Here is a 21314-nt window from a genome sequence, read left to right as displayed (position 1 = left end):
TTTATTTTACTATTTATACTTCCAAAAGCCTAACCTCTGCCTTAAAGTCCGCTTGGGCCTGTTTTTCTCAGCCTCTTTCAACGAAGCCTTCATCCTTTCCTGCACCTCAGGTGGTTGTTTTTTGAGGTGCCTCTCCGCCAACTTTTTCTCCGCCTTTTCAGCCTCCCTCTCCCTTTTAACCGATTTTGCTTTAGCCCTACGAGTTAACCTTTCGGTTTTCCTATCGTGCCAATATGCAACCCATGCGCGTCGGTATTCCTCCCGCTTAACCTGCCACTTACTCCTTCCAGGGGTGGCAGGAACAGGCGAGGGTGCTAGCTGTTTACCACAACCAACCAGAACAAAAAGTGCAATAAGCGCAAAAAGTATCTTTTTTATACCTTTGTCCAAGATACAAATTTAATTTACCAATGCAAACAAAGATAATCCATATTTTGCTTTTTTCAATTTTGGTTTTTGCTAATACTACCTGCGACGACAATATTGATGATATTATTCCTGATGTTCCTGTAAATATAGAGTTCAACCTAAATGAGCCACAATATTTTAATCTGACTAGTGTAATGGGTGCTGTTAAAATAGATGGATACGGTTACAGGAACAACGGCGTAATTGTTTTCAGGCTTAGCGAGAACGAAATTTTAGCTTTTGATGCAACTTGCCCAAAACATATCGATATCAACGCATCGGTGAATCCCGATTCAAATGGGTCAGGTACTGCAACCTGTCCGCACTGCGGAACCATTTACTACCTTGTAAACTATGGTTATCCTAAGGAAGGGTACCCATTAAAAAGATACCAGGTTTTAAAAAGTGGCGATTACGTTAGGATTTACAACTAACACCTACTTTACCACCAAATTATCATCAATCATCCTTGAGTTGTACTGCTGAACTATAGCTTTAAGCTTACTTTCCATTTCGTTCACCCTATCAGGAAGTTGACCCTGTAGATTGTTTGTAAGCATAATATCATCCTTGATGTTATAAAGGCCTAAAGTTTTTTTTCCGTCAAAAATCAGCACGTAATCATCGGAGTAATACTGGTAACAGTTGTTTATATAGTTAACCACGAATGGTTTGGAAGTGGAATCGAAAACATCACGTCCAAAGGCTATAAAGGGCTTGCTATAGTGTAAATATCCAAGAACTGACGGCATGATATCGATTTGCTGGGCAAACTCATCCTTTTGACCAGCAAGACTATTATCGGGTCTGTAGAATATAAGGGGAACAGCAAATGCTCCTACGCTTGTTTGATATTCCGGGAACTGGGTTTGGTTAGGGTGATCGGCTGTTATGACAAAAAGCGTATTTGGGTACCAATCCATGCGTGAAACGGTTTCAAAGAAACGTTTGAGCGAGTAATCGGTGTAGGCTATGCACTGGTGAATGGGCAGAGTTCCCTTGGGAAACACACCCTCGTAACGCTCAGGCACCTTAAAGGGATGATGCGACGAAACCGAGAATAATGCTGCGCAGAAAGGCTGTGGAAACTTATTAAGGGTTTGCGCAAAGAACTGGAAAAACTCCTCATCCCATACCCCCCACATCCCATCGAAATGCGAGGGGTCAGGATACTCACTCATTCCGTAGTATTCCTCAAATCCAGCAACATTGGCAAATGCCTGAAAACCCATTGAGCCATTGGGTGCACCATGAAAGAAAGCTGTATGGTAACCCTCGGCCCTTAAGGCCGATGCAATGCTATTGATTTTGTTGGTAGAGTAGCTGGTTAAAAAGTAGGGCTCAACAAACATAGGTATACTGGCCAAAACCGAGGGCATCCCATCAATCGATTTTCGGCCATTGCCATAAGAGTGCGTAAACCATAACGAGTGCCCAATGAGCGAATCGAGGAAAGGAGTAAATCCGGTATAGCCATCCTTTTCCTTTAAGTGTTTATTGTAAGCCCCAATGTATTCCCTACCAAAACTCTCAAGTATAAAAATGACAACGTTCATCCGCTTCAGCGAATCGGTTACCTGTGGTTTGTGTAAGGGTGTGTAAACCTCATCGAGTTCCTTGGGGTTTTTATAGTAATCAACCTTAACAAGCGACTTTTTCCCTAGGGTACGATAAATGGCAAAGGGAGTATTCAGGACAATGGCGGCCTCAAGAGGCTCATTAATATACTGGCCAGCATTACTAAGGGTTATTGGACGAGTACTATGGCGAAACCCTCCACGCATACCGCCAACCATGAGTGTAGCAAAAACCAGTAAAAGCACAAGGCCATTAAAGCCATAAACCAAATGAAACCTAAAACCTTTTCCCTTATTGATAGGACGAACCCTACCATACAGTAATACCAGTATAGCAGTTAGGGCAATCCATATCAGGAAAACATACCAGTAATCGGCAATAAACTTTGGGATAAGGGAACCAAAATTGGTTTCGTGCTTAAACTCACTAAAAACAGTAGCGGTAGTACGACGCATGGTAAAACGAAAGTAGATAAAGTCGGCACAATTTGCGCCAATAGCCACACTGTTTGTAACCACAAACAGATATTTAAGTACCCTTTGGTACCATTCATTATACCTAAAAGTGAATGGCAAAAGGAATAAAACGATGTATAAAATGTTTGTGTAAATAAGAGCGCTGGTATCGAACCAAAGCCCACCGGCAAGCATTCGCAAAAGGCCTGCAGCAGTAACGCTGGCAAAAAAATCGATATTGAACAGGTAAAAAAGTACCCGGCAAAGGGTGAATATCAGCATCAAAAGAGCAAATCGCCGAAAAAGCATTAGGTATATGTTACCTTTTAGGGTAATATCGGAAAAGTATTGCCTGAACACCTGAATCATGGCTTAAGAAATTAAATGGTTGAACTGCAAAATTAAGAATTCTTTTATGCCACTGAGCTGTGAAAGCATAAAACAAAAAATCCCGGCAAAGGGCCGGGAAATATGGGTGATTTGGAATACTATTTTGTAAGCTCGCTAAGCTTGCTAAAACTTTCATCAATAGCCTTTAGGGCATCTTTCTGAATTTCGCGGTAATACGCTTTAACGGCTTTTCTGTCATCCTTTTTGGCGGGATGTTTAATACGATGAATAAGATCGTTGCGTTTTTCAAGAATCGACTCGATGATAGCAATTGCATCATCGCGTTTCTTTTCACCATTTATTAGCATGTAGGTGTAGCAATCGCTAATAACCTCACCAACCAGGTAATCGATATCCTTTTTAAGATCTCTCTTGCTTGCCATAATCAGTAGTTTTATTTATCAGTTTGCAAAGGTAATACTTTTTGTGTTATCACCAACAGTGAAATCTGCTACACCAAATCGGTAGCCACCCCATCATCTTCAGTGGTTACGGGCTTAACAACCGATTTATTTTTCCAACTTCCATACCTGTAATAAATAGTTGAAGCTACTGCACCCATTAACCAGCCAATTGGAATTGACCACCAAACCCCAGCCTCGTTCATTCCAAAAGTTTTGCTTAGCAGATATGCCAGAGGTATGCGAACAATCCAAAGCGATAGTAGTGTTATATACATGGGCACAACCGCTGCCCCAGCCCCGCGTAGCAATCCATTTATGCAGAACATCACAGCAAATGCCACATAAAAAAAGCTTACCACCATAAGGTAGTGATAACCAATATCAATAACCCTTGGGTTTGTTGTGAATACTACCATCATCTTATCGCCCCAAATAATTATGATTGCAGTGATAATTACGCTGAATAGCACTGACATTTTGATGGTAGCCCATAGGCCACGCTTTACCCTATCAACCTTACCAGCACCAATGTTCTGCCCCACAAACCCGGAAAGCGATGCAGAAAAATTCATTATAGGGATTACCGCCAGCGAGTCGATTCGGCTGGCTGCTGAGAAACCGGCAATAACCTCAGTCCCAAATGTGTTTACTATGCCCATTAATGCCATTCCTCCCAATGCAACTAAGGTTTGTTGAATGCCGGTGGGCAAACCCATTCGAACACTTTGCCAAAAGATTTCCCAGTCGAAAACCAATCGCTTAAAGGTGATGCGAAGCATGTGCCTTAGCCTTTCCAGGTATATTACTGCGATAACGAATGAAAAGGTTTGTGCAATTACAGTAGCCCATGCGGCACCAGCAATACCCCACTTAAACCCAAGAACAAAAAGGATATCGAGAAAAATATTTAGAAAGGTTGAAACAATAAGGAAGTATAGTGGTGTTTTGGAATCGCCAACGCCTCGTAGTATGCTCGATACTGAATTAAACCCAAACATTAGCACCAACCCATACATGTAGATATCGAGATAGGTTTTTGCCATTGGCAAAATCTCCTCGGGTAAGCGCATTAACCTAAAGATATACTCACCACTGAGCAAACCTACAATGGTAATAATAATACCTGCAAAAAAGAGGAAAATATAGGTGGTATCGGCTGCCCGTTTAACCTTATCAAAATCCTTAGCCCCAAAGTACTGTGAAATTACAACCGAAGAGCCAATGCCAATACCAATAATAAGCGCGATAACCATGAAAATAATTGGGAACGAAGCCCCAACTGCGGCCAATGCCTTATCGCCAAGGTAGCGTCCCACAATGATACTATCTACAACATTGTATAGCTGCTGAAATATATTGCCAATTAACATTGGCAGTGCAAATCGAAAAATGTGTTTGGCCTCATTACCAGTGGTAAAGTCTTTCATGGCTTAATGAAATGCATTGCAAAGTAGGCTAAAAAAAATGAGAACTACAAAGGTAGTGTTTTGTGTTTAGTTTTTGGTGTTTAGTGCAACTGGTATTGTTTTTTAACCACGATTAGTAATTCTATAAATCAAGGTTGATGAAAAAAACATTGATGAAATTGCAAAAGAGCCGGACTTTACTATCCGGCTCTTGCATTTATGAATAAAGATATTACTTGGCAGGTTTAAGTTCCACGGTAAAGTGCCTCATTATAGGAGCTTCCCAAACAATTTCAAGTCCTTTGGTTATTTGGTTTCGCCTATCGTAAACGTTTTTAAGGGCAACGGCCACCACATCCATATGGTTGTTGGTATAGGTACGGCGTGGAATGGCAAGCCGAAGGAGTTCAAGCTTAGGATAGCGATTCTCACGGGTTTCGGGGTCACGGTCGGCAAGTAGGGTGCCAATCTCAACACCACGCACACCAGCCTCAAGGTAAAGCTCTATGGCAAGTGTTTGCGCCCTGAACTGTTCGCGCGGGATATTGGGTAATACCTTGTTGGCATCAACAAAGATGGCATGGCCACCAGCAGGTTTTTGGTAGGGAATACCAAACTCATCGAGGCGGTTACCAAGGTACTCAACCTGCTTGATTCGGGTTTCCAGGTAATCGAACTCGGTTCCCTCGTCAAGGCCAACAGCCAAAGCATTCATATCGCGACCCGACATTCCACCGTAGGTAACATAACCCTCAAACATAATGTTGAACTTTGAACACTGACGCCAAAGCTCCTGATCGCGCATGGCAATGAAACCACCAATATTGACAATGGCATCCTTTTTACTGCTCATGGTCATGGCGTCGGCGTAGGAGAACATTTCCCTTACAATCTCCTTGATGGATTTGTGGGCGTAGCCCTCCTCTCGGGTTTTGATAAAGTATGCATTCTCGGCAAAACGAGCGGAGTCAAAAACTAAAAGCTTGCCGTAACGGTTACATATCTCCCTAACCTCACGAAGATTTTTCATTGATACGGGCTGTCCGCCGGCGGTATTGTTGGTAATAGTTACTATAACAAATGGAACCCTTTGGGAATGCTCCTTAAGAAAATAATCGAGCTTTTGGGGATCGACATTGCCCTTGAAGGGATGAATGAGTTCAGTATCGGCAGCCTCGTCAATGGTGCAATCCACAGCGTGGGCACGACGGAACTCAATATGACCCTTAGTGGTATCGAAGTGTGAGTTGCCAGGGATGTAATCGCCCTCTTTCACTAGTACCGAGAAAAGAACATTCTCGGCAGCACGTCCCTGGTGAGTTGGCATTATGTAGTCAAAACCAAGGATGTTCCTGATGGCGTTCTTCAGGTTGAAGTATGAGGAAGCCCCAGCATAGCTCTCATCGCCAAGCATTATGGCGCTCCACTGGCGGTCGCTCATAGCCCCGGTTCCTGAATCGGTCAGCAAATCGATGTAAACCTGATTGCTGGGCAAATTGAAAAGGTTGTACTTTGCCTCTTTTATCCATTGTTCCCGCTCCTGACGGGTACTACGTCGAATGGGTTCAACCATTTTAATCTTGTACGATTCGGCAAATGGTAGTTCCATACTAATAAATATTTTAATTGTTAAACTGATATCGATTTATAAAAGCAGATGTTTTCACCAAAGGCGAAAAATGTAAATGCCGGTATGGCTGGGTGGAAAAAATTAGAACCTATCGCGGTTCTTTATATTCAGAAACACGTACTTAGCAGTAAACTTTAGGTATATGTTTTCCTTAAATATCACTCTCGTAGATTTTCAACTCATGCAAAAATAAAAAAATTACAAATCGAAAACGATTTTAAAATCAATGTTATTTAGTTAAAGTTATTTGTCATATTGCTCGCAAGCGAAACATAATGCTGTCGTGCTGAGTCCCGATTTATAAGTATAGACTTCGCCGAAGCATCTCATTGCTCTTTTCTCTTCAATCCCTTGAACGACTTTGCTTGGGATGACAAAAACCCTATTTTCCTTTCTGCTCTCTTGTCATGCAGAGCTTGCCAAAGCATCTCTTTACCTTAAATCCTTGTTGTTTTTTTAGTAACCGCTCTTCGCCATGCCTTTCCGTTGCGATGCAACGCTTCAGGATTGTTCTTTGGAAAATGTATTGCGTGCATCGCAAAATAATTTGAACACCTCAATACCCTGGGTTAAAACCCAGGGCTAATGTGAATTGCCCTTTCAGGGCGGATAATGCACGCGTCTGGAGACGCGCTCTAACAGGTGGGGTTACAGATATTACGTTCCTACGGGGCTGGAAGCGTTGTTATTGAAACTATTGTCATGTTGAGCGCAAGCGAAACATCTCATGGGGTCAATTAGAGATCCTTCGCTATGCTCAGGATGACAAATGAAGTCATTCGTGTAAGTTACTCAATGTTCGTTGTTCGTGAAATTGACCTCACCCCCTCCCCTCTCCTGATAGGAGAGGGGAGAAGCATTTAGGAGACCTTATTGCAGGGCTAAAGTCTCCCCTCTCAGGGGAAATTTAGAGGGGTCATCTAGGTTGAATATAGGAAACGACACCTCACCCCAGCCCTTTTCCCTGAGAGGGAATGGAGCGGAAGAAGCAGGCAAAGGCATAAAAGCCTGACCCGGCAATGGGTCGGGGGTGGAACGTGGCGGTGGGCTTATGGAGCGGAAGAAGCAGGCAAAGGCATAAAAGCCTGACCCGGCAATGGGTCGGGGGTGGAACGTGGCGGTGGGCTTTTGTAAGCGATACCACATGAGGCACGCCTCAGGCGTGGCGAATAGTATCGCGTGGCAGTTCCACCCACGGGGTACCCATCGGGTCGGGCTTTTCAGCCTTGATTTTCTTTGGTTCTTTCTTGTATCAAGACAAGAAAGAACATGTAAACCACTCTTTGCCATGCCTTTCCGTTGCGATGCAACGCTTCAGTTTCGCTCTTAGGAATATGTATTGCGTGCATCGCAAAATAATTTGAACACCTCAATACCCTGGGTTAAAACCCAGGGCTAATGCGATTTGCCCTTTCAGGGCGAATGATGCACGCGTCTGGAGACGAGCACTAACAGGTGGGGTTACAGATATTACGTCCCTACGGGGCTGAAAGCGTTGTTCTTGAAACTATTGTCATGTTGAGCGCGAGCAAAACGTCTCATGGGGTCGATTAGAGATCCTTCGCTCCCCGCTAGTGCGGGACAGGCCGCTCAGGATGACAGGCATGAATATTTTTGTTAACTAAACGACATTGATTTTAGAATGACAAAAGCCCCCCCTTGAAAATGTATTGAAGTTGCCCTCGTTTAAAAGAAAATGATCATGGCCAGTATGGGTAAAATAAGGCCTGCGGCAACCAGTACTGCACCTCGCCGGGTAATTCCATTTTTCCCCTTTACCAGGAAAAGCCCGGTTAACGTAATAACAATTAGCCCAACGGCAAATATATCGCTAAACCATGTCCACCATGCCTTGGGTCGGTTACGATGCATCATGTTGAGCTGGTATAGGATTGGTCGCCGTATACTATTTTCGATTAGCGCGGTTTGCTCATTCAGGTTTACCGTGGCGGTTCCGTTCTTGAAAAAAACTTTCAGGGTTGATGAGTCGGGGTAGTAATGCGACCTAATCTCGCTTTCGCCAAATGGGCTGAAGACACCTAAAAGAAACTGATCGTTAACCTTTGAGGAATCCTTAGGGATATCAACCTTTACTGTTTTAACATCGATGTAGTAGTAAGGGTTAAGCTGATGCCCATGGTTTAAGAGTATTCCTGTTACAGAGTATAGCAAAACCATTCCGGCAAAAAAGTAACTGAAATCCCTGTGAATTACCCGTAAGAACTTTGAAAGAGTCATAATCACTTAACATTAATGCTGTTACACTCCAAAAAGTAAATTTCACCTGGATGGTGAGCCGATTCCACATCGCAGACTTCGTTTGCTCCCCCTACCCTCTTGAAAACACCAGTGACCGTAGCCTTTGCTCCTTTCATTGACATATCAAAAGGCCGACTGGCATCCGATGTTTTAACACTCAGCTTCATTTCCCGCGATTTGCCCTGAAGCGTAATCCGCAAGCCGGTATGAACACACACATGCTCAACAATACCGCTAACACGAACCACCTTACTCTCGTAATTCTTAGCGTTTAAAAGTAACGAATCGACCGTTACATCAATAACTGACTGACCATCAACCAGCTCCACTTTGTTAGCACTATTTTGGTTACCGGAACAGCCCAATATTAGTAATAGAAGGCCAAAGAATACAATATATTTTTTCATCCGTACAAAATATTTATTTTATTAATTACTAACTCGTTACTCTCTTGCTTTTAACAAACTTTATCGAGCGGATGGAACACCCATAGCTTGTTCATCTAAGTTTGAGTAAGCTGCCTTACATGGGTGTTTCATAACTCTTAGTAAGTTAATATCGAAATTATATTAAACAATGCGAACAGAAGGCTTGCCATTCCATTGGTGGTGGCAAAAGCCATGTTCACCTTAGAAATATCGGTTGGACGGACAAGGTAATGCTGGTAAATCATTAAAGTTATAAAAAGGAATGCTCCTATCCAGTAGTAAATGTTAAAGCCTGCCAGTATCCCAATGGAAATAACTATTGATGCACTTATAAAATGCAACACCAAAGCAATGGCCAAAGCCCCGCGAGCACCAACTGCAGCAGGTATTGAGTGCAACTTAGAATTACGGTCAAAATCTTCATCCTGAAGAGCATAAATGATATCGAAGCCTGCCACCCAGAAAAGAACAACAACCGAGTATAGAATAGGAATAAGAGCAAAACTACCAGTAACCGAAAGGTATGCGCCAATAGGCGCAAGCGATAGGCCTATTCCCAGAACAAGATGGCTGAACATGGTAAACCGCTTGGTGTAACTATAAAAAAGGATGACACCCAACGCTACAGGCGACAGGTAAAACACCAATGGGTTAATAAAGTATGTAGTTAAAACGAAAAGGATGGAATTGACAATGCAGAAAAGCATAACAGACCTGGGAGCAATGATACCCCTAGGAATTTCCCGCCCGCTTGTACGTGGATTTAACTTATCAAAATGCCTATCAACTAAACGGTTGAAACTCATAGCTGCATTTCGGGCAAAAACCATGCAGAGTATCACCTTTAAAAAAAGCCACCAGTCAGGGTTTAGCGAGTGCTTATAGTAAGCTAAAAAATAACCAATAAGGGCAAAAGGCATTGCAAAAATTGTATGGCTGAACTTTACCAGCGACAAGTAGTTCTTTACTTTAAAAAACATACTAGCATAAATTATTCAAGGCTATAAAAGTAGGCAATTTTTGGAATATAGCTATATTAGCATCAGCAAAGTTAGATGAAACATTTACTACGAATAGTATGGCTTACATTAAGCCTTTCCGGTTTAGCGCAAATTGGCCTAAGCCAAGCCGATACTTTGCCCCAAGAGATTGCTGTAAAGGGAAGTTCAAAAGCCGCTGACCTTGTGGTTCAGGGTAAATCCCTGCTTAAAACCAACCCTGATCGCTGCCTTGATATTGGGTTACAAGCCCTTGTAACGGCTAAAAAGGAAGGTGATTCCTTTACGGAATCGATGGCCTTAGAGCTGCTTGCCGAAGCAAACTATAAGCTTGGCGAGTACGAAACCTCGCTCCGTTACTTTAACCGGGCTGCCAACCTTTACTCATCAATCAATAAACCCGAATTTACAGCAAAGTCTCTTTTAGGAATAGCCAGGGTTTACGAAGCAAGCCAAAATTTCGACCTGGCAATACAACAGCTCGAAGCGGGCATAAAAACGCTTAAAAATATTCCAAACAAAAATGTTTACCTTGAGCTGATACTTAAGCTCGGCAACCTCCATTTAAACCAAAAGAACTTTAAGCAGGCAAAGCAATATGGAATTGAAGCCCTTACCCTGCTAAACAACCAAACTACCACTGTTTACAATAAAAACAAAGCCCTGATTGATACCTATACCCTACTTGGCCAAGCCAGCAAAAATTCAGGCGATTTAGGTACTAGTCTCGATTACTTTAAAAAGGTTAGCGAGGCTGCAATAAAACAATCCGACTCAATTTCATACAGTAAATCGCTCAATGAAATTGGTGTGGTTTTTATGCTTACGCAAAAGTACGATAGCGCCTATCAGTACTTCAACCTATCGTACACCATTAGCCTGAATGCTTCCGATACCGTTGGAATTATCCAAAGTTTACAGGGACTGGGCGACTACTACTATGAAAAAGGGAACTATAACCAGGCCATAAACTACTACACACAGTGCCAAAGCATTTCCTCAAAATACAACGACATACCAACCTTAATAGCTGCCTTGGTAAGCATATCGCGTTGCCACTTTCAGCTTGGCGATTACCCCACTTCGTCGCGCTTCCTAAACCAAGCGCTTAACATAGCGCAGAAAAACAACCTTACCTCTTCAAAAGCCGATGTTTACCGATACCTTTCGGTAATCAATGAGGCCCAAGGGCGCTACAAGGATGCCCTTGATTACCACAAGATGTGGGTTGACCTGCGCGATTCATTGCAGTACGAAGAAACAGGACAACGTCTGGCGAAACTCCAAATACTTTACGAAATATCGCAAAAGGAAAAAGAGAACGAAATCCTAAAGCAAAACTCCGAGATCCAAAAGTTACAGATAGCGAAGTCGAGGTACCAATTGCGTTTTCTGATATCGATGCTAGTGGTTGTGGCAATAATTCTCTCGTTACTGGTTGTGCTATTCCGCAATAAACAGAAAGAGATTGCCAAGCAAAAGGAAACGGAACAGCGTATCACTGAGATTAACCGAGAACTTGAACGCCGAATGATTGAAGAGATAAAGAAACAGGAAAAGCAACAGCAACTTCTATCGCAGAAGTCGAAGCTCGAATCGCTAGGTACCCTAGCAGCCGGTATTGCACACGAAATCAATCAGCCACTTGGGGGAATATCGATGGGTCTGGATAATATCCTTATGCGTATTCAGGACAAAAACTGTAGCGAGGAGTACCTGAAAGAGAAACTGAACTCTCTATTTGAGAATGTTGAGCGTATTAAAAAGATAATAGACCATATCCGCTACTTTTCTCGCACCCAAAAGCCGGTAACCTTTTCAATGGTTAACCTAAACGATGTGGTAAAAAGTGCCCTCTTTATGGTATCGGCTCAATTTGAAAACCACGGGGTTACAATTGAAACCTCATTGGATGAGAACATTCCACCAATTACGGCCGACAAGTATAAACTTGAGCAGGTTTTACTGAACCTACTTTCCAATGCAAAATATGCAGTAGATGAAAAAGAAAAGAAAAACGAGGATAGGACATACCGAAAAAAGATTAAAGTTAGCACCCGCAAAGATGAACAAAACGTTTACCTAACAGTATGGGACAACGGAACGGGCATTCCCCAAAAAATAGTAGAGAAAATTTTCGACCCATTCTTCACCACTAAAAGCGAAGATAAAGGTACTGGTTTAGGCCTTTCAATATCCTATGGGTTTATCAAGGATCTACTAGGAGATATTCGCGTTGTAAGCGAACCCAACGAGTTCACCCTTTTTGAGATATCAATCCCAAGAGAATAATTTATACAAACCAATGTAAGACAATGAAAGAGATAAATATTTTGGTTCTCGACGACGAAAAGGTTTTTCGTAAAGAGATAAAAGAATTTCTGGATGGAGAAGGTTTTTCCGTCCTAACCGCAGAACGACCCTCAGAAGCATTCAGCATTCTCAGCGAGAATCACATAGATATACTTATCCTTGACCTCCGCCTACCCGAGATGGATGGCCTACAAGTGCTCACCAAGGTAAAGGAAGAATACCCCGACATTGAGGTTATCATGATTACCGGGCATGGCGACATGGATGCTGTTATAAACGCCATGCGCATGGGCGCTATTGAGTTCTTCCCAAAACCCTTCCGATTACTCGACATGCGTGCTGCCATTCAACGCACCAAACGCTATATCGCCCTTAACGAGCAGCTTAAGGAAATTAACCAAACATACTCTTTGGTGTCAAAGGATTTGATTGAGAGTATTGGTACCGAGATTATTGGAAACTCCTTTGGAATAAGACAGGTAGTTGACCTTATGGGCAAGGTGGCTAAAACCGATAACACCTCAGTACTAATAACTGGCGAGAGCGGAACCGGTAAGGAACTTGTTGCCCGTGGCATTCACTACCTTAGCTCCCGCAAGAAATCGTACTTTTATGCCGTGAACTGCTCGGCCATCCCCGATACCCTGTTCGAGAGTGAATTTTTTGGTCACAAAAAAGGGGCATTTACCGGAGCCAACGAGGATAAAGCTGGATGGTTCGAGGTGGCAAATGGTGGCACGCTCTTCCTCGATGAGGTGGTTGAAATGCAACCAGCCATGCAGAGCAAGCTGCTACGCGTTCTTGAAGACCGCAAAATCCGCAGGATTGGCTCAAGTGTAGATATCCCTGTTGATGTCCGGATTATTGCGGCCACCAACCAGGATATTAACAAGCTGATTGAAGACGGAAAGTTCCGTGGCGATCTATACTACCGCTTAAACTCGTTCCAAATACACATACCGCCGCTCCGCGAGCGAAAGGAGGATATTCCAATACTTTTCGATTACTACGTAAAACATATATCAACCCGAATGGGCAAAAAGATAAATCAGGTTGACCCATTCATAGTTAAAGCCATGATGAGCTACAACTTTCCGGGTAACATCAGGGAGATGCGCAACATGGTTGAACGCGCAATAATTCTTTCCGAAGGTGGCAGGCTAACCATGAAAAACTTTAGCGGTTTAATTGCACCTGCCGACAGCACTCCCACAACCGGCGTAATAGGTGAAGAAATTTTTGATCTTGATCTTATTGAAAAGATAGTGATAATGAAAGCCCTTGAGCGCACGGGCTACAAGAAGACCAAGGCGGCACAGCTACTTAACATTACCCGTCAGGCACTAGACCGAAGGTTGGAAAAATACGATATCAATTTATAGCGATTACCCAAGAATTTCCCTGTAAATATTGTAGTTTTCCTGGTCGAAACATACAAATACCACCCGCTCCGGTAAAGGGTTTTTGGTCACGAATTCCTCAACTGCCCTTATGGCAATCTGCGCAGCCGATTGCTTAGGAAAATGGTAAACACCTGTACTAATATTAGGGAATGCAATGCTTTTAAGCCCATGCTTTTGGGCTAATTTTAGGCTATTAACATAGGCATGCCGCAGTAGAAGCGTTTCGTTATGCTGGCCACCCCGCCAGATTGGCCCAACGGTATGGATTACATACCGCGCATTAAGGTTGTATCCTTTGGTGATTCGCGCTTCACCCGTTGGGCAGCCACCTATGGCTCGGCACTCCTCAAGCAGCTGGGGCCCGGCAGCACGATGTATAGCTCCATCAACACCTCCACCCCCCAACAACGACTCGTTTGCCGCATTTACAATGGCATCAACATCCATTTGGGTTATATCGCCTAACACCAATTCAATTTTGGCCATAGCTTCCTTTTAACGGATTTGCGCACCAAGCTCCCTAACGTAAACATCTATTAGGCGCTTCATTGTCTTATCTATTTGCTCGTCGGTAAGGGTTTTACTTTCGTCCTGAAGGATATAGCTAATTGCATACGACTTCTTCCCCTCCGGTATATTCTTTCCTTGATAAACATCGAAAAGGTTTACGCTTTTTAGGAGCTTGCGCTCGGTTTCAAAGGCTAGCTTTCGGATTTGCTCATACTTAACCGATGAATCGATTAGCAAAGCTAAATCGCGACGAACCTCAGGAAACTTGGGTAATTCCTGGTACTGAATTTTACTTTCTGCAATCATGTCCATTAAAGGCAGCCACATTATCTCGGCAAAGAAAACATCGGTCTTTATATCGAATTGCCTGAGTATTTCTGGGCTTACCATTCCATAAGTAACAAGATGCTTACCCTGTGCCTTGTAAGTTAATCCATAAGCGTAAATATCACAAGGAGCTTCAGATACGTCAATTCTATCAATACTAAAACCAAAGCGCGATAGTATAGAATGAACATAACCCTTCAGGTGATAAAAATTCTGCTTTTCTGGCTTGGTCATCCAGTGTTCCTTTAAATTTTCGCCAGTTAACCAAATGCCAATGCTAAAATGCTCCGAGTACTTATCAAGCGGTTTCTGCGATTTTACTTCGGGCTTGAATACATAGCAGTTCCCAAACTCGTAGAGTTTAAGGTTTAGATTACGGAAATTAATGTTTCGCTGAATGCTCTCGAGCCCTCCAAAAAGGAGTGTTTGGCGTAAAACATTCAGCTCGTTGCTTAGGGGGTTAAGAATCTTAACTGAGTTTACCCCGGGGAAAGTAGCCAGCCCTTCATAGTAACCGCCCTTTGTCAACGAGTTGCACATAATTTCAGCAAAACCATTTGACGAAAGGTAGTCCGATACAATGTTCTGCATCTGAAGACTATCGGGCTTTTTGGTGTAACTTAATGTTCCATTAACCTTTGCGCCTATTTCAACGTTATTATAGCCGTAAATCCTGAGAATATCCTCAACCACATCGGCTTCACGACGAACATCTACCCTGTATGTAGGAACTCCCAAAAGCCACTGCTGTCCATTTTTCTTAAGCACCCTAATTTCAAGACCCTCAAGAATTCTTTCGATATCAACTTCGGGAATTTGCTTTCCAATTAAACTCAATGCGCTGTGGATGTTGAAATCCACCTCGAAGTGGTTAACCGGACTGCTATTTACATCCACAATCTCTGACGAGATAGTCCCGCCAGCAACCTCTTTAATCAAAAGCGCTGCACGCTTTAGTGCCCAAATTGTAATATTGGGGTCAGTACCGCGTTCAAACCTGAACGAGGCATCGGTATGCAAATCGTGTCTACGGCCGGTTTTACGGACGTAAACAGGGTTAAAGCAAGCGCTTTCAAGGAATACTTTTGTAGTCTTTTCAGTGACTCCCGAATGTAGCCCACCAAAAACACCGGCAATACACATGGGCTCACTCTCGTTGCAAATCATCAAATCATCGGCTGATAGCTTGCGTTCCACTCCGTCGAGGGTAACAAAAGGGGTACCCTCAGGCATGGTTCTAACAATCACCTTGTTGCCCTTAATGGCATCAGCATCAAAAGCATGGAGTGGTTGACCAACCTCATGCAGAACGAAATTGGTAACATCAACCACATTATTAATGGGATTGAGCCCAATTGAGCGTAATCGTTTCTGCAACCACTCAGGCGAAGGGGCAACCTTTACCCCGTTAATGGTGATACCACAGTAACGCGGGCATGCCTCAGGGTTCAAAACCTCAACGGGTATGGGCAACGTGTTGTTATCAACCTTAAAGCTGGAAACATCAGGAAGATTGGCCTTAACCGGGCTCTCATGGTAGGTAAGGAAAGCTGCTAAATCCCTAGCCACACCGTAATGCGAGGCAGCATCAATTCGGTTAGGGGTTAAGCCTATCTCGTACTGGTAATCTTTCTCAATCCTAAGGTAATCAGCAGCAGGCATGCCCACAGGAGCATCAGCAGGTAAAACCATTATACCATCGTGGCTATCGCCTAAACCCAACTCATCCTCGGCACATATCATGCCCTCGGAGAGCTGACCGCGAAGTTTTGCCTTTTTAATTACTATTTCCTGATCGTTGAAATACAGCTTAGTTCCAACGGTTGCAACCAGTACCTTTTGGCCTTTGGCCACATTGGGCGCACCGCATACAATGCTTAAGGGTTGCTCAGCACCAACGTTTACCGTGGTTAAGCTCAGCTTATCGGCATCGGGATGCTTTTCGCATGTTAAAACCTCACCCACCACAACTCCGGCAAGGCCACCCTTAACGGTTTCCTTTGCCTCAAGGCTTTCAACCTCTAATCCAATTGATGTTAGTATCTTTGAAATCTCATCAGGTGTTTTACTCACATTCAGGTATTGCGTAAGCCAGCTATGCGAAATTTTCATAAAGAAAAGATTTAGTCAACTTGTTGTCAATCAATTTTAGCCAACAAAAGTAACATTTATCAATCGTACCCACAAAAGTGCTTCATAAAAAATAAAAACATTTTTTCCTAAAAGCTGGTTTGATATTAGAAAAAAAGTATTTTTGCAAAAGTAAAATAGCACAAAAATGGAATTTTCGGCTTGCTATACCATGAGTAATAAACAGTTTTTCATGCAAACCATTTGCATGAAACAGATGGTTATTACCATGAAAAAACAGACCCACAAGCAGGCCGTTGACGCATTGATAAAATCAGCATAAAAGTATTACAATGATATTGAGTGTTAGGCCTGCAGAGCCCTGCAGGCCTTTTTTTATGTTAAACCCCTAAAAAATCAAAAAAAAGAAAATGAAAGTTTTAAAGTTTGGCGGAACATCGGTTGGTAATGCCGATAGGCTCAGAAAGGTAAACGAGCTGCTTAATGGCGATGAACCCATTGTAGTGGTTTTATCGGCCATGGCAGGAGTTACAAACAGCTTAGTGGAAATCACAGAGCTGGCACAGTCGGGTAAGATGCTCGAGGCAATTGAAAAAACTAAAGAGCTTGAGGACAAACACATAAAAACCGCCGACGGACTATTTGATTCAAAAATGTACCGAAAAAGGGGTGAAGAGTTTATTAGCAACCTGTTTTTGCGGATTCTATCGAGATTGATTGAAGGCTTCAACCAGACCGATTCGCGGAATATAGTTGCCCTAGGAGAGCAACTATCGGTAGGACTATTCCACATGCTACTAACAGAGCAGGGGAAAAGAGCCGCGTACATTCCTGCACTGGAATACATGAGGATTGACAAGGATAGCGAGCCCGATTTCTTTTACATTGAACAGAACCTAAAACGCCTCATGCAAAATAACCCTTTTGCAAAAATTTATGTAACCGAGGGTTTTATTTGCCGCAATGCAAATGGGTTGGTTGATAACTTGGGCCGAGGTGGAAGCGATTTTACCGCAGCCATTGTTGGAAATGTGCTGAACGCAAACGAGGTGCAAATTTGGACCGATATAGATGGGGTACACAACAACGACCCACGCTTTGTTACAAATACTTTCCCATTGCGACAGCTATCGTACGACGAGGCTGCCGAACTTGCCTACTTTGGCGCAAAAATACTTCACCCCCAAACCATTCAACCCTGCAAGGTAAAGAATATCCCTGTTGTGTTGAAGAACACTTTGAACCCTATAGACGAAGGAACGGTAATATCATCCATGAAGAACCGGAAAGGGATAAAGGCAGTGGCAGCAAAGGATGGTATTACAGCAATAAACATCAAGTCGTCGCGGATGCTTTTAGCCTACGGCTTCCTGCACAGGGTTTTTGAGGTTTTTGACACTTACAAAACCCCAGTCGATATGATTACTACATCGGAGGTATCCATATCGCTTACCATTGATAGCACTATTAACCTTGAAAAGATTGTAAATGTTTTAAGCCAATTTGCGCAGGTGGAAGTGGAACGGAACCAAACCATTGTTTGCGTAGTTGGCGATTTCCCAGCATCGCATAAGGGCTATGCAGCCATGGTTTTCGATTGCCTGCGCGAGATACCTATACGGATGATCTCCTACGGAGGAAGCGTAAACAATATCTCGTTTCTGATTGATTCGCACTACAAGGTTCAGGCCTTAAGGTTGCTACAGCAGCTTTTCCCGGCGGTGAGTGTAAGTGATTCAACCCACCAGAACATTGAAGCAAACCCCTTTTAGCCATGCAAACTCCATTCTACCAGTATGATTTAGCGCTACTGAACGATACACTGAACGCAGCAGTTGCGCAAGCAACAAGGTATGGGTACACTATTCATTACGCACTTAAAGCTAATGCCAACCCTGCCCTTTTGAAGATCATTTCGGGTGCGGGTTTTGGCGCCGATTGTGTTAGCGGAAACGAGATTAAAGTTGCCTTGAAAAATGGATTTAAGCCCCAAGGCATTGTGTTTGCCGGAGTTGGTAAAACCGATTGGGAAATAGAGTATGCCATTGAGCAGAATATTCAATGCATCCATTGCGAGTCGGTTCAGGAATTTCAGGTAATTGAACAGATTGCACAAAAGTTGAACAAAACTGCCAGTATAGCGCTTCGCATCAACCCTAATGTGGACGCCAACACCCACAAGTCAATTACCACCGGACTAAAAGAGAATAAGTTTGGAATGAGTGCGGAAGAGGCAAGTTTGATATTAAACTCTGCAAATAAGTATAAGAATATCAACCTGGTTGGACTACACTTTCATATTGGTTCACAGATAATGAACATGGAAGTGTTCAAGAACCTAGCCCTTGAGGTAAACCGTATTCAGGAAAGGTTACAAAGCAAAGCACTTCCTTACCTAAACCTGGGTGGAGGTTTGGGAATTGACTATATCAATCCCTCGATTAATAGGATAGCTGACTTTGAAGGGTATTTCAAAACCATCAACCAGTGGCTCAACCCCGGAAAGGAGCAAACTATCCATTTTGAGCTTGGCCGCTCATTGGTTGGCCAATGTGGCCAGCTATACACCCGAGTGCTGTATACCAAAACTACTAAATCGCGAAACTTTGCCATTGTAGATGCTGGAATGAATGCCCTAATCCGTCCGGCACTCTATGGCGCCATACACCGCATTGAGAACATAAGTAAAATTGAATACCCTACTATTGCCACCTACGATGTGGTTGGGCCAATTTGCGAAACAACCGATTGTTTTGGCGAGCAGGTAAACCTCCCCAATACAGAACGTGGCGATTTGCTTGTTGTCCATTCTTGTGGTGCCTATGCCGAATCCATGGCCTCGGATTACAACCTAAGGGAACGGCCAAAATCTGTTTTTAACCATTCAGGTTTAGCCTTATTGCCTAAACACTAGTAAGCTTAGGTGACGCACATTAACCCATTTTGAACATCAAAGGCTGCCACTGGCAGCCTTTGACTTTTACTTCAAGAGTGAATTCTACTCCTTGTAAAGGAATCGTTTAATTTTTTGTGTAGGGGTCTTTACAAAGGGTTCCTGTTGCTCAACAATATGATTCAAACGGGAAAACTTTGAAACCTTAGCATTTACGTAGTTCATTATTTCGTCTAACACCTTTCGGGTATGCTCCTCAGCATTGTGTTGCCAATCCTTGGCAGAGTGTTTAAGATTCTCGTAATATTTCTCAAGTGCTTCCTTGTTCAGGTGGACACGAGCCACAAGTTTTCCACGAAGTTCGTAAACCAGCGATTCAAGCACAAACTCATGCTTGTTGATTACGTCTTCAATCTCTTCGGGATAAATGTTTTCGCCGGAAGCGGTAAGGATCATATTCTTTGAGCGTCCACGAATTTCAACGTATCCATCGCTGTCAATATACCCTAAGTCGCCGGTACGGAGCCAACCGTCAATAAACATGGTTTGGGTAAGTTCAGGATCCTTGTAGTAGCCAACCATAACATTGGCACCCCTTACAATTATCTCGCCTTCCCCTGTATGTGGGTTAGGGTTTAGCAACTTAAGTTCCTGTCCGGGAATGGAAAAACCTGCTGTACGGAACCTAACCAGCTTTGGTGAACTTCCCGTTAAAAGTGGCGATGTTTCGGTCATACCGTAACCAATGGAATACGGGAAACGACCCTCGTTCAGAAAGCGTTCCGCCTCAAACGACAGCTTTGCACCACCAATGCCAAAAAAGTGAAGCTCCCCACCAAATGTTTTATGGAGTTTTTTTGCTGCAATCCGGTGAAGCAGCTTGCGGGTAGGGGTAAAGCTGTAAAGTTTTCGCTTGAGAGAGCTTGATGTAAGTTCAGGCTTGATCTTATTCTTGTAAATCTTTTCAATTACTAAGGGTACTGAAAGCAACATGGTAGGCTTAACAGCCTGCATGGCGGGAATAAGTACGGCTGGTGTAGGCGGCTTATCCAGATAGTAAACCGATGCCCCGGTTGCCATGGGTATTAAGAAGCCTATCGTACACTCGTAGGTATGCGAAAGCGGAAGGATGGATAACAACCTGTCGTTTTCGTTTACCTCCTGTATCATCAGGGTTGATAGTACGTTTGACACCAGGTTTTTATGGGTGAGCATTACACCCTTGGGGCGACCAGTAGTACCCGATGTGTAAATAATTGCTGCAAGGTCATCCTCATCGGGGCGAGGTAGTTCGCAATCGCAGTAATCAACATTCACAATAGCCTTTGGCGTTTCGTAAGGCATACCAGCCGTAGGCGTGGTAACGCTCTCGTCAAAGGGCTGCAGGTTATTGATTAGTATGTAAGCAATTACACCCGGAATGTTCTTTCTATCGAGTTGGCCATATAGCTTGGCTGAGACAAAAACAACCTTAGCTTCGCTATGGTTAATAATACTTTCCATCTCGTGCCCCGAAAAGTCAGGAAGAATTGGCACCACTACAGCACCCATTGATGTAATGGCAAGGTAGGCCATTCCCCAGTTGGGGCTATTCTCGCCAATTAGTGCCACCTTATCGCCTTTGCCTATACCAAGGGTGTTTAGCATGCCCGAAACATTTCGGACTATTACTGCCATATCGGCATAGGTTACAGGCTCCTGACCAACAAATGCTAATGATGGCCTGTTGTAATATGCCATTCGCGAACGGAACAGTATATCCCTGATTGTTAACTTCTTAAATGAAACCATAAATGTGTGTTACGTGAAACTCTAAAGGCA

18 protein-coding genes are annotated in these 21314 nt (G+C 43.3%); 6 read left to right on the top strand and 12 right to left on the bottom strand.

The genetic code is table 11. The features are described from left to right. Window positions 1-9: 9 nt before the first annotated feature. Window positions 10-390 (bottom strand): hypothetical protein, encoded by a 381-nt coding sequence (locus AB6811_RS00280; protein ID WP_369488199.1) that lies wholly within the window; start codon window positions 388-390, stop codon window positions 10-12. A 20-nt stretch (window positions 391-410) separates the two neighbouring features. Here AB6811_RS00280 and AB6811_RS00275 point away from each other — a divergent pair, with 20 nt between their 5' ends. Further along, window positions 411-842 carry a Rieske (2Fe-2S) protein gene (locus tag AB6811_RS00275; RefSeq protein WP_369488198.1) on the top strand — a complete coding sequence of 144 codons (432 nt, stop codon included), beginning with the start codon at window positions 411-413 and terminating at the stop codon, window positions 840-842. A gap of 3 nt (window positions 843-845) precedes the next feature. Here AB6811_RS00275 and AB6811_RS00270 read toward each other — a convergent pair whose 3' ends face one another. The 8 genes from AB6811_RS00270 to AB6811_RS00235 form a co-directional block, all read right to left on the bottom strand. Then, window positions 846-2810, bottom strand: a complete 1965-nt coding sequence (locus AB6811_RS00270; RefSeq protein ID WP_369488197.1) for an LTA synthase family protein — start codon at window positions 2808-2810, stop codon at window positions 846-848. A 119-nt stretch (window positions 2811-2929) separates the two neighbouring features. Beyond that, window positions 2930-3214, bottom strand: a complete 285-nt coding sequence (locus AB6811_RS00265) for a hypothetical protein (RefSeq protein WP_369488196.1) — start codon at window positions 3212-3214, stop codon at window positions 2930-2932. Between the two features lie 68 nt (window positions 3215-3282). Then, the gene (locus AB6811_RS00260; RefSeq protein ID WP_369488195.1) at window positions 3283-4662 is read right to left on the bottom strand and encodes an MATE family efflux transporter; all 1380 of its coding nucleotides are present in this window, start codon (window positions 4660-4662) and stop codon (window positions 3283-3285) included. A gap of 211 nt (window positions 4663-4873) precedes the next feature. Beyond that, window positions 4874-6250 (bottom strand): tryptophanase TnaA, encoded by a 1377-nt coding sequence (tnaA, locus tag AB6811_RS00255; RefSeq protein ID WP_369488194.1) that lies wholly within the window; start codon window positions 6248-6250, stop codon window positions 4874-4876. A gap of 891 nt (window positions 6251-7141) precedes the next feature. Further along, complete coding sequence (locus tag AB6811_RS00250) at window positions 7142-7561, bottom strand: hypothetical protein (RefSeq protein ID WP_369488193.1); 420 nt, start codon at window positions 7559-7561, stop codon at window positions 7142-7144. Window positions 7562-7957: 396 nt separating this feature from the next. Beyond that, a complete protein-coding gene (locus AB6811_RS00245; RefSeq protein ID WP_369488192.1) occupies window positions 7958-8509 on the bottom strand; it encodes a PepSY-associated TM helix domain-containing protein in 552 nt (183 codons plus the stop codon). Between the two features lie 2 nt (window positions 8510-8511). Then, the gene (locus AB6811_RS00240; protein ID WP_369488191.1) at window positions 8512-8937 is read right to left on the bottom strand and encodes a hypothetical protein; all 426 of its coding nucleotides are present in this window, start codon (window positions 8935-8937) and stop codon (window positions 8512-8514) included. Between the two features lie 137 nt (window positions 8938-9074). After that, window positions 9075-9938 carry a UbiA-like polyprenyltransferase gene (locus AB6811_RS00235; protein WP_369488190.1) on the bottom strand — a complete coding sequence of 288 codons (864 nt, stop codon included), beginning with the start codon at window positions 9936-9938 and terminating at the stop codon, window positions 9075-9077. Between the two features lie 75 nt (window positions 9939-10013). Between AB6811_RS00235 and AB6811_RS00230 the strand changes: the two genes are divergently transcribed. Next, on the top strand, window positions 10014-12248 hold the full coding sequence (locus AB6811_RS00230; protein WP_369488189.1) for a tetratricopeptide repeat-containing sensor histidine kinase: 2235 nt from the start codon (window positions 10014-10016) through the stop codon (window positions 12246-12248). A gap of 23 nt (window positions 12249-12271) precedes the next feature. Continuing rightward, window positions 12272-13651, top strand: coding sequence for a sigma-54-dependent transcriptional regulator (locus AB6811_RS00225; RefSeq protein WP_369488188.1), 1380 nt, complete (start codon window positions 12272-12274; stop codon window positions 13649-13651). A 3-nt stretch (window positions 13652-13654) separates the two neighbouring features. Here the strand turns inward: AB6811_RS00225 and AB6811_RS00220 are convergent, their stop codons facing one another. Then, entirely contained in the window at window positions 13655-14158 is a 504-nt protein-coding gene (locus tag AB6811_RS00220; RefSeq protein ID WP_369488187.1) for an O-acetyl-ADP-ribose deacetylase, read from the bottom strand. 9 nt (window positions 14159-14167) lie between these two features. Further along, on the bottom strand, window positions 14168-16621 hold the full coding sequence (pheT, locus tag AB6811_RS00215; RefSeq protein ID WP_369488186.1) for a phenylalanine--tRNA ligase subunit beta: 2454 nt from the start codon (window positions 16619-16621) through the stop codon (window positions 14168-14170). 166 nt (window positions 16622-16787) lie between these two features. Here pheT and AB6811_RS00210 point away from each other — a divergent pair, with 166 nt between their 5' ends. From AB6811_RS00210 to lysA, 3 genes are all read left to right on the top strand, one after another. After that, window positions 16788-16922, top strand: coding sequence for a hypothetical protein (locus AB6811_RS00210; RefSeq protein ID WP_369488185.1), 135 nt, complete (start codon window positions 16788-16790; stop codon window positions 16920-16922). A gap of 88 nt (window positions 16923-17010) precedes the next feature. Then, on the top strand, window positions 17011-18372 hold the full coding sequence (locus AB6811_RS00205; protein WP_369488184.1) for an aspartate kinase: 1362 nt from the start codon (window positions 17011-17013) through the stop codon (window positions 18370-18372). 2 nt (window positions 18373-18374) lie between these two features. Then, a complete protein-coding gene (gene lysA / locus AB6811_RS00200; protein ID WP_369488183.1) occupies window positions 18375-19514 on the top strand; it encodes a diaminopimelate decarboxylase in 1140 nt (379 codons plus the stop codon). Window positions 19515-19598: 84 nt separating this feature from the next. On the opposite strand, the gene AB6811_RS00195 is transcribed toward lysA, so the two are convergent. Further along, window positions 19599-21284, bottom strand: coding sequence for an AMP-binding protein (locus AB6811_RS00195; protein ID WP_369488182.1), 1686 nt, complete (start codon window positions 21282-21284; stop codon window positions 19599-19601). Window positions 21285-21314: the final 30 nt, after the last annotated feature.

This window comes from Tenuifilum sp. 4138str (assembly GCF_041102575.1).
GTDB classification, from domain to species: Bacteria; Bacteroidota; Bacteroidia; order Bacteroidales; family Tenuifilaceae; genus Tenuifilum; species Tenuifilum osseticum.
This window is presented reverse-complemented; position numbering and strand designations above follow the sequence as displayed.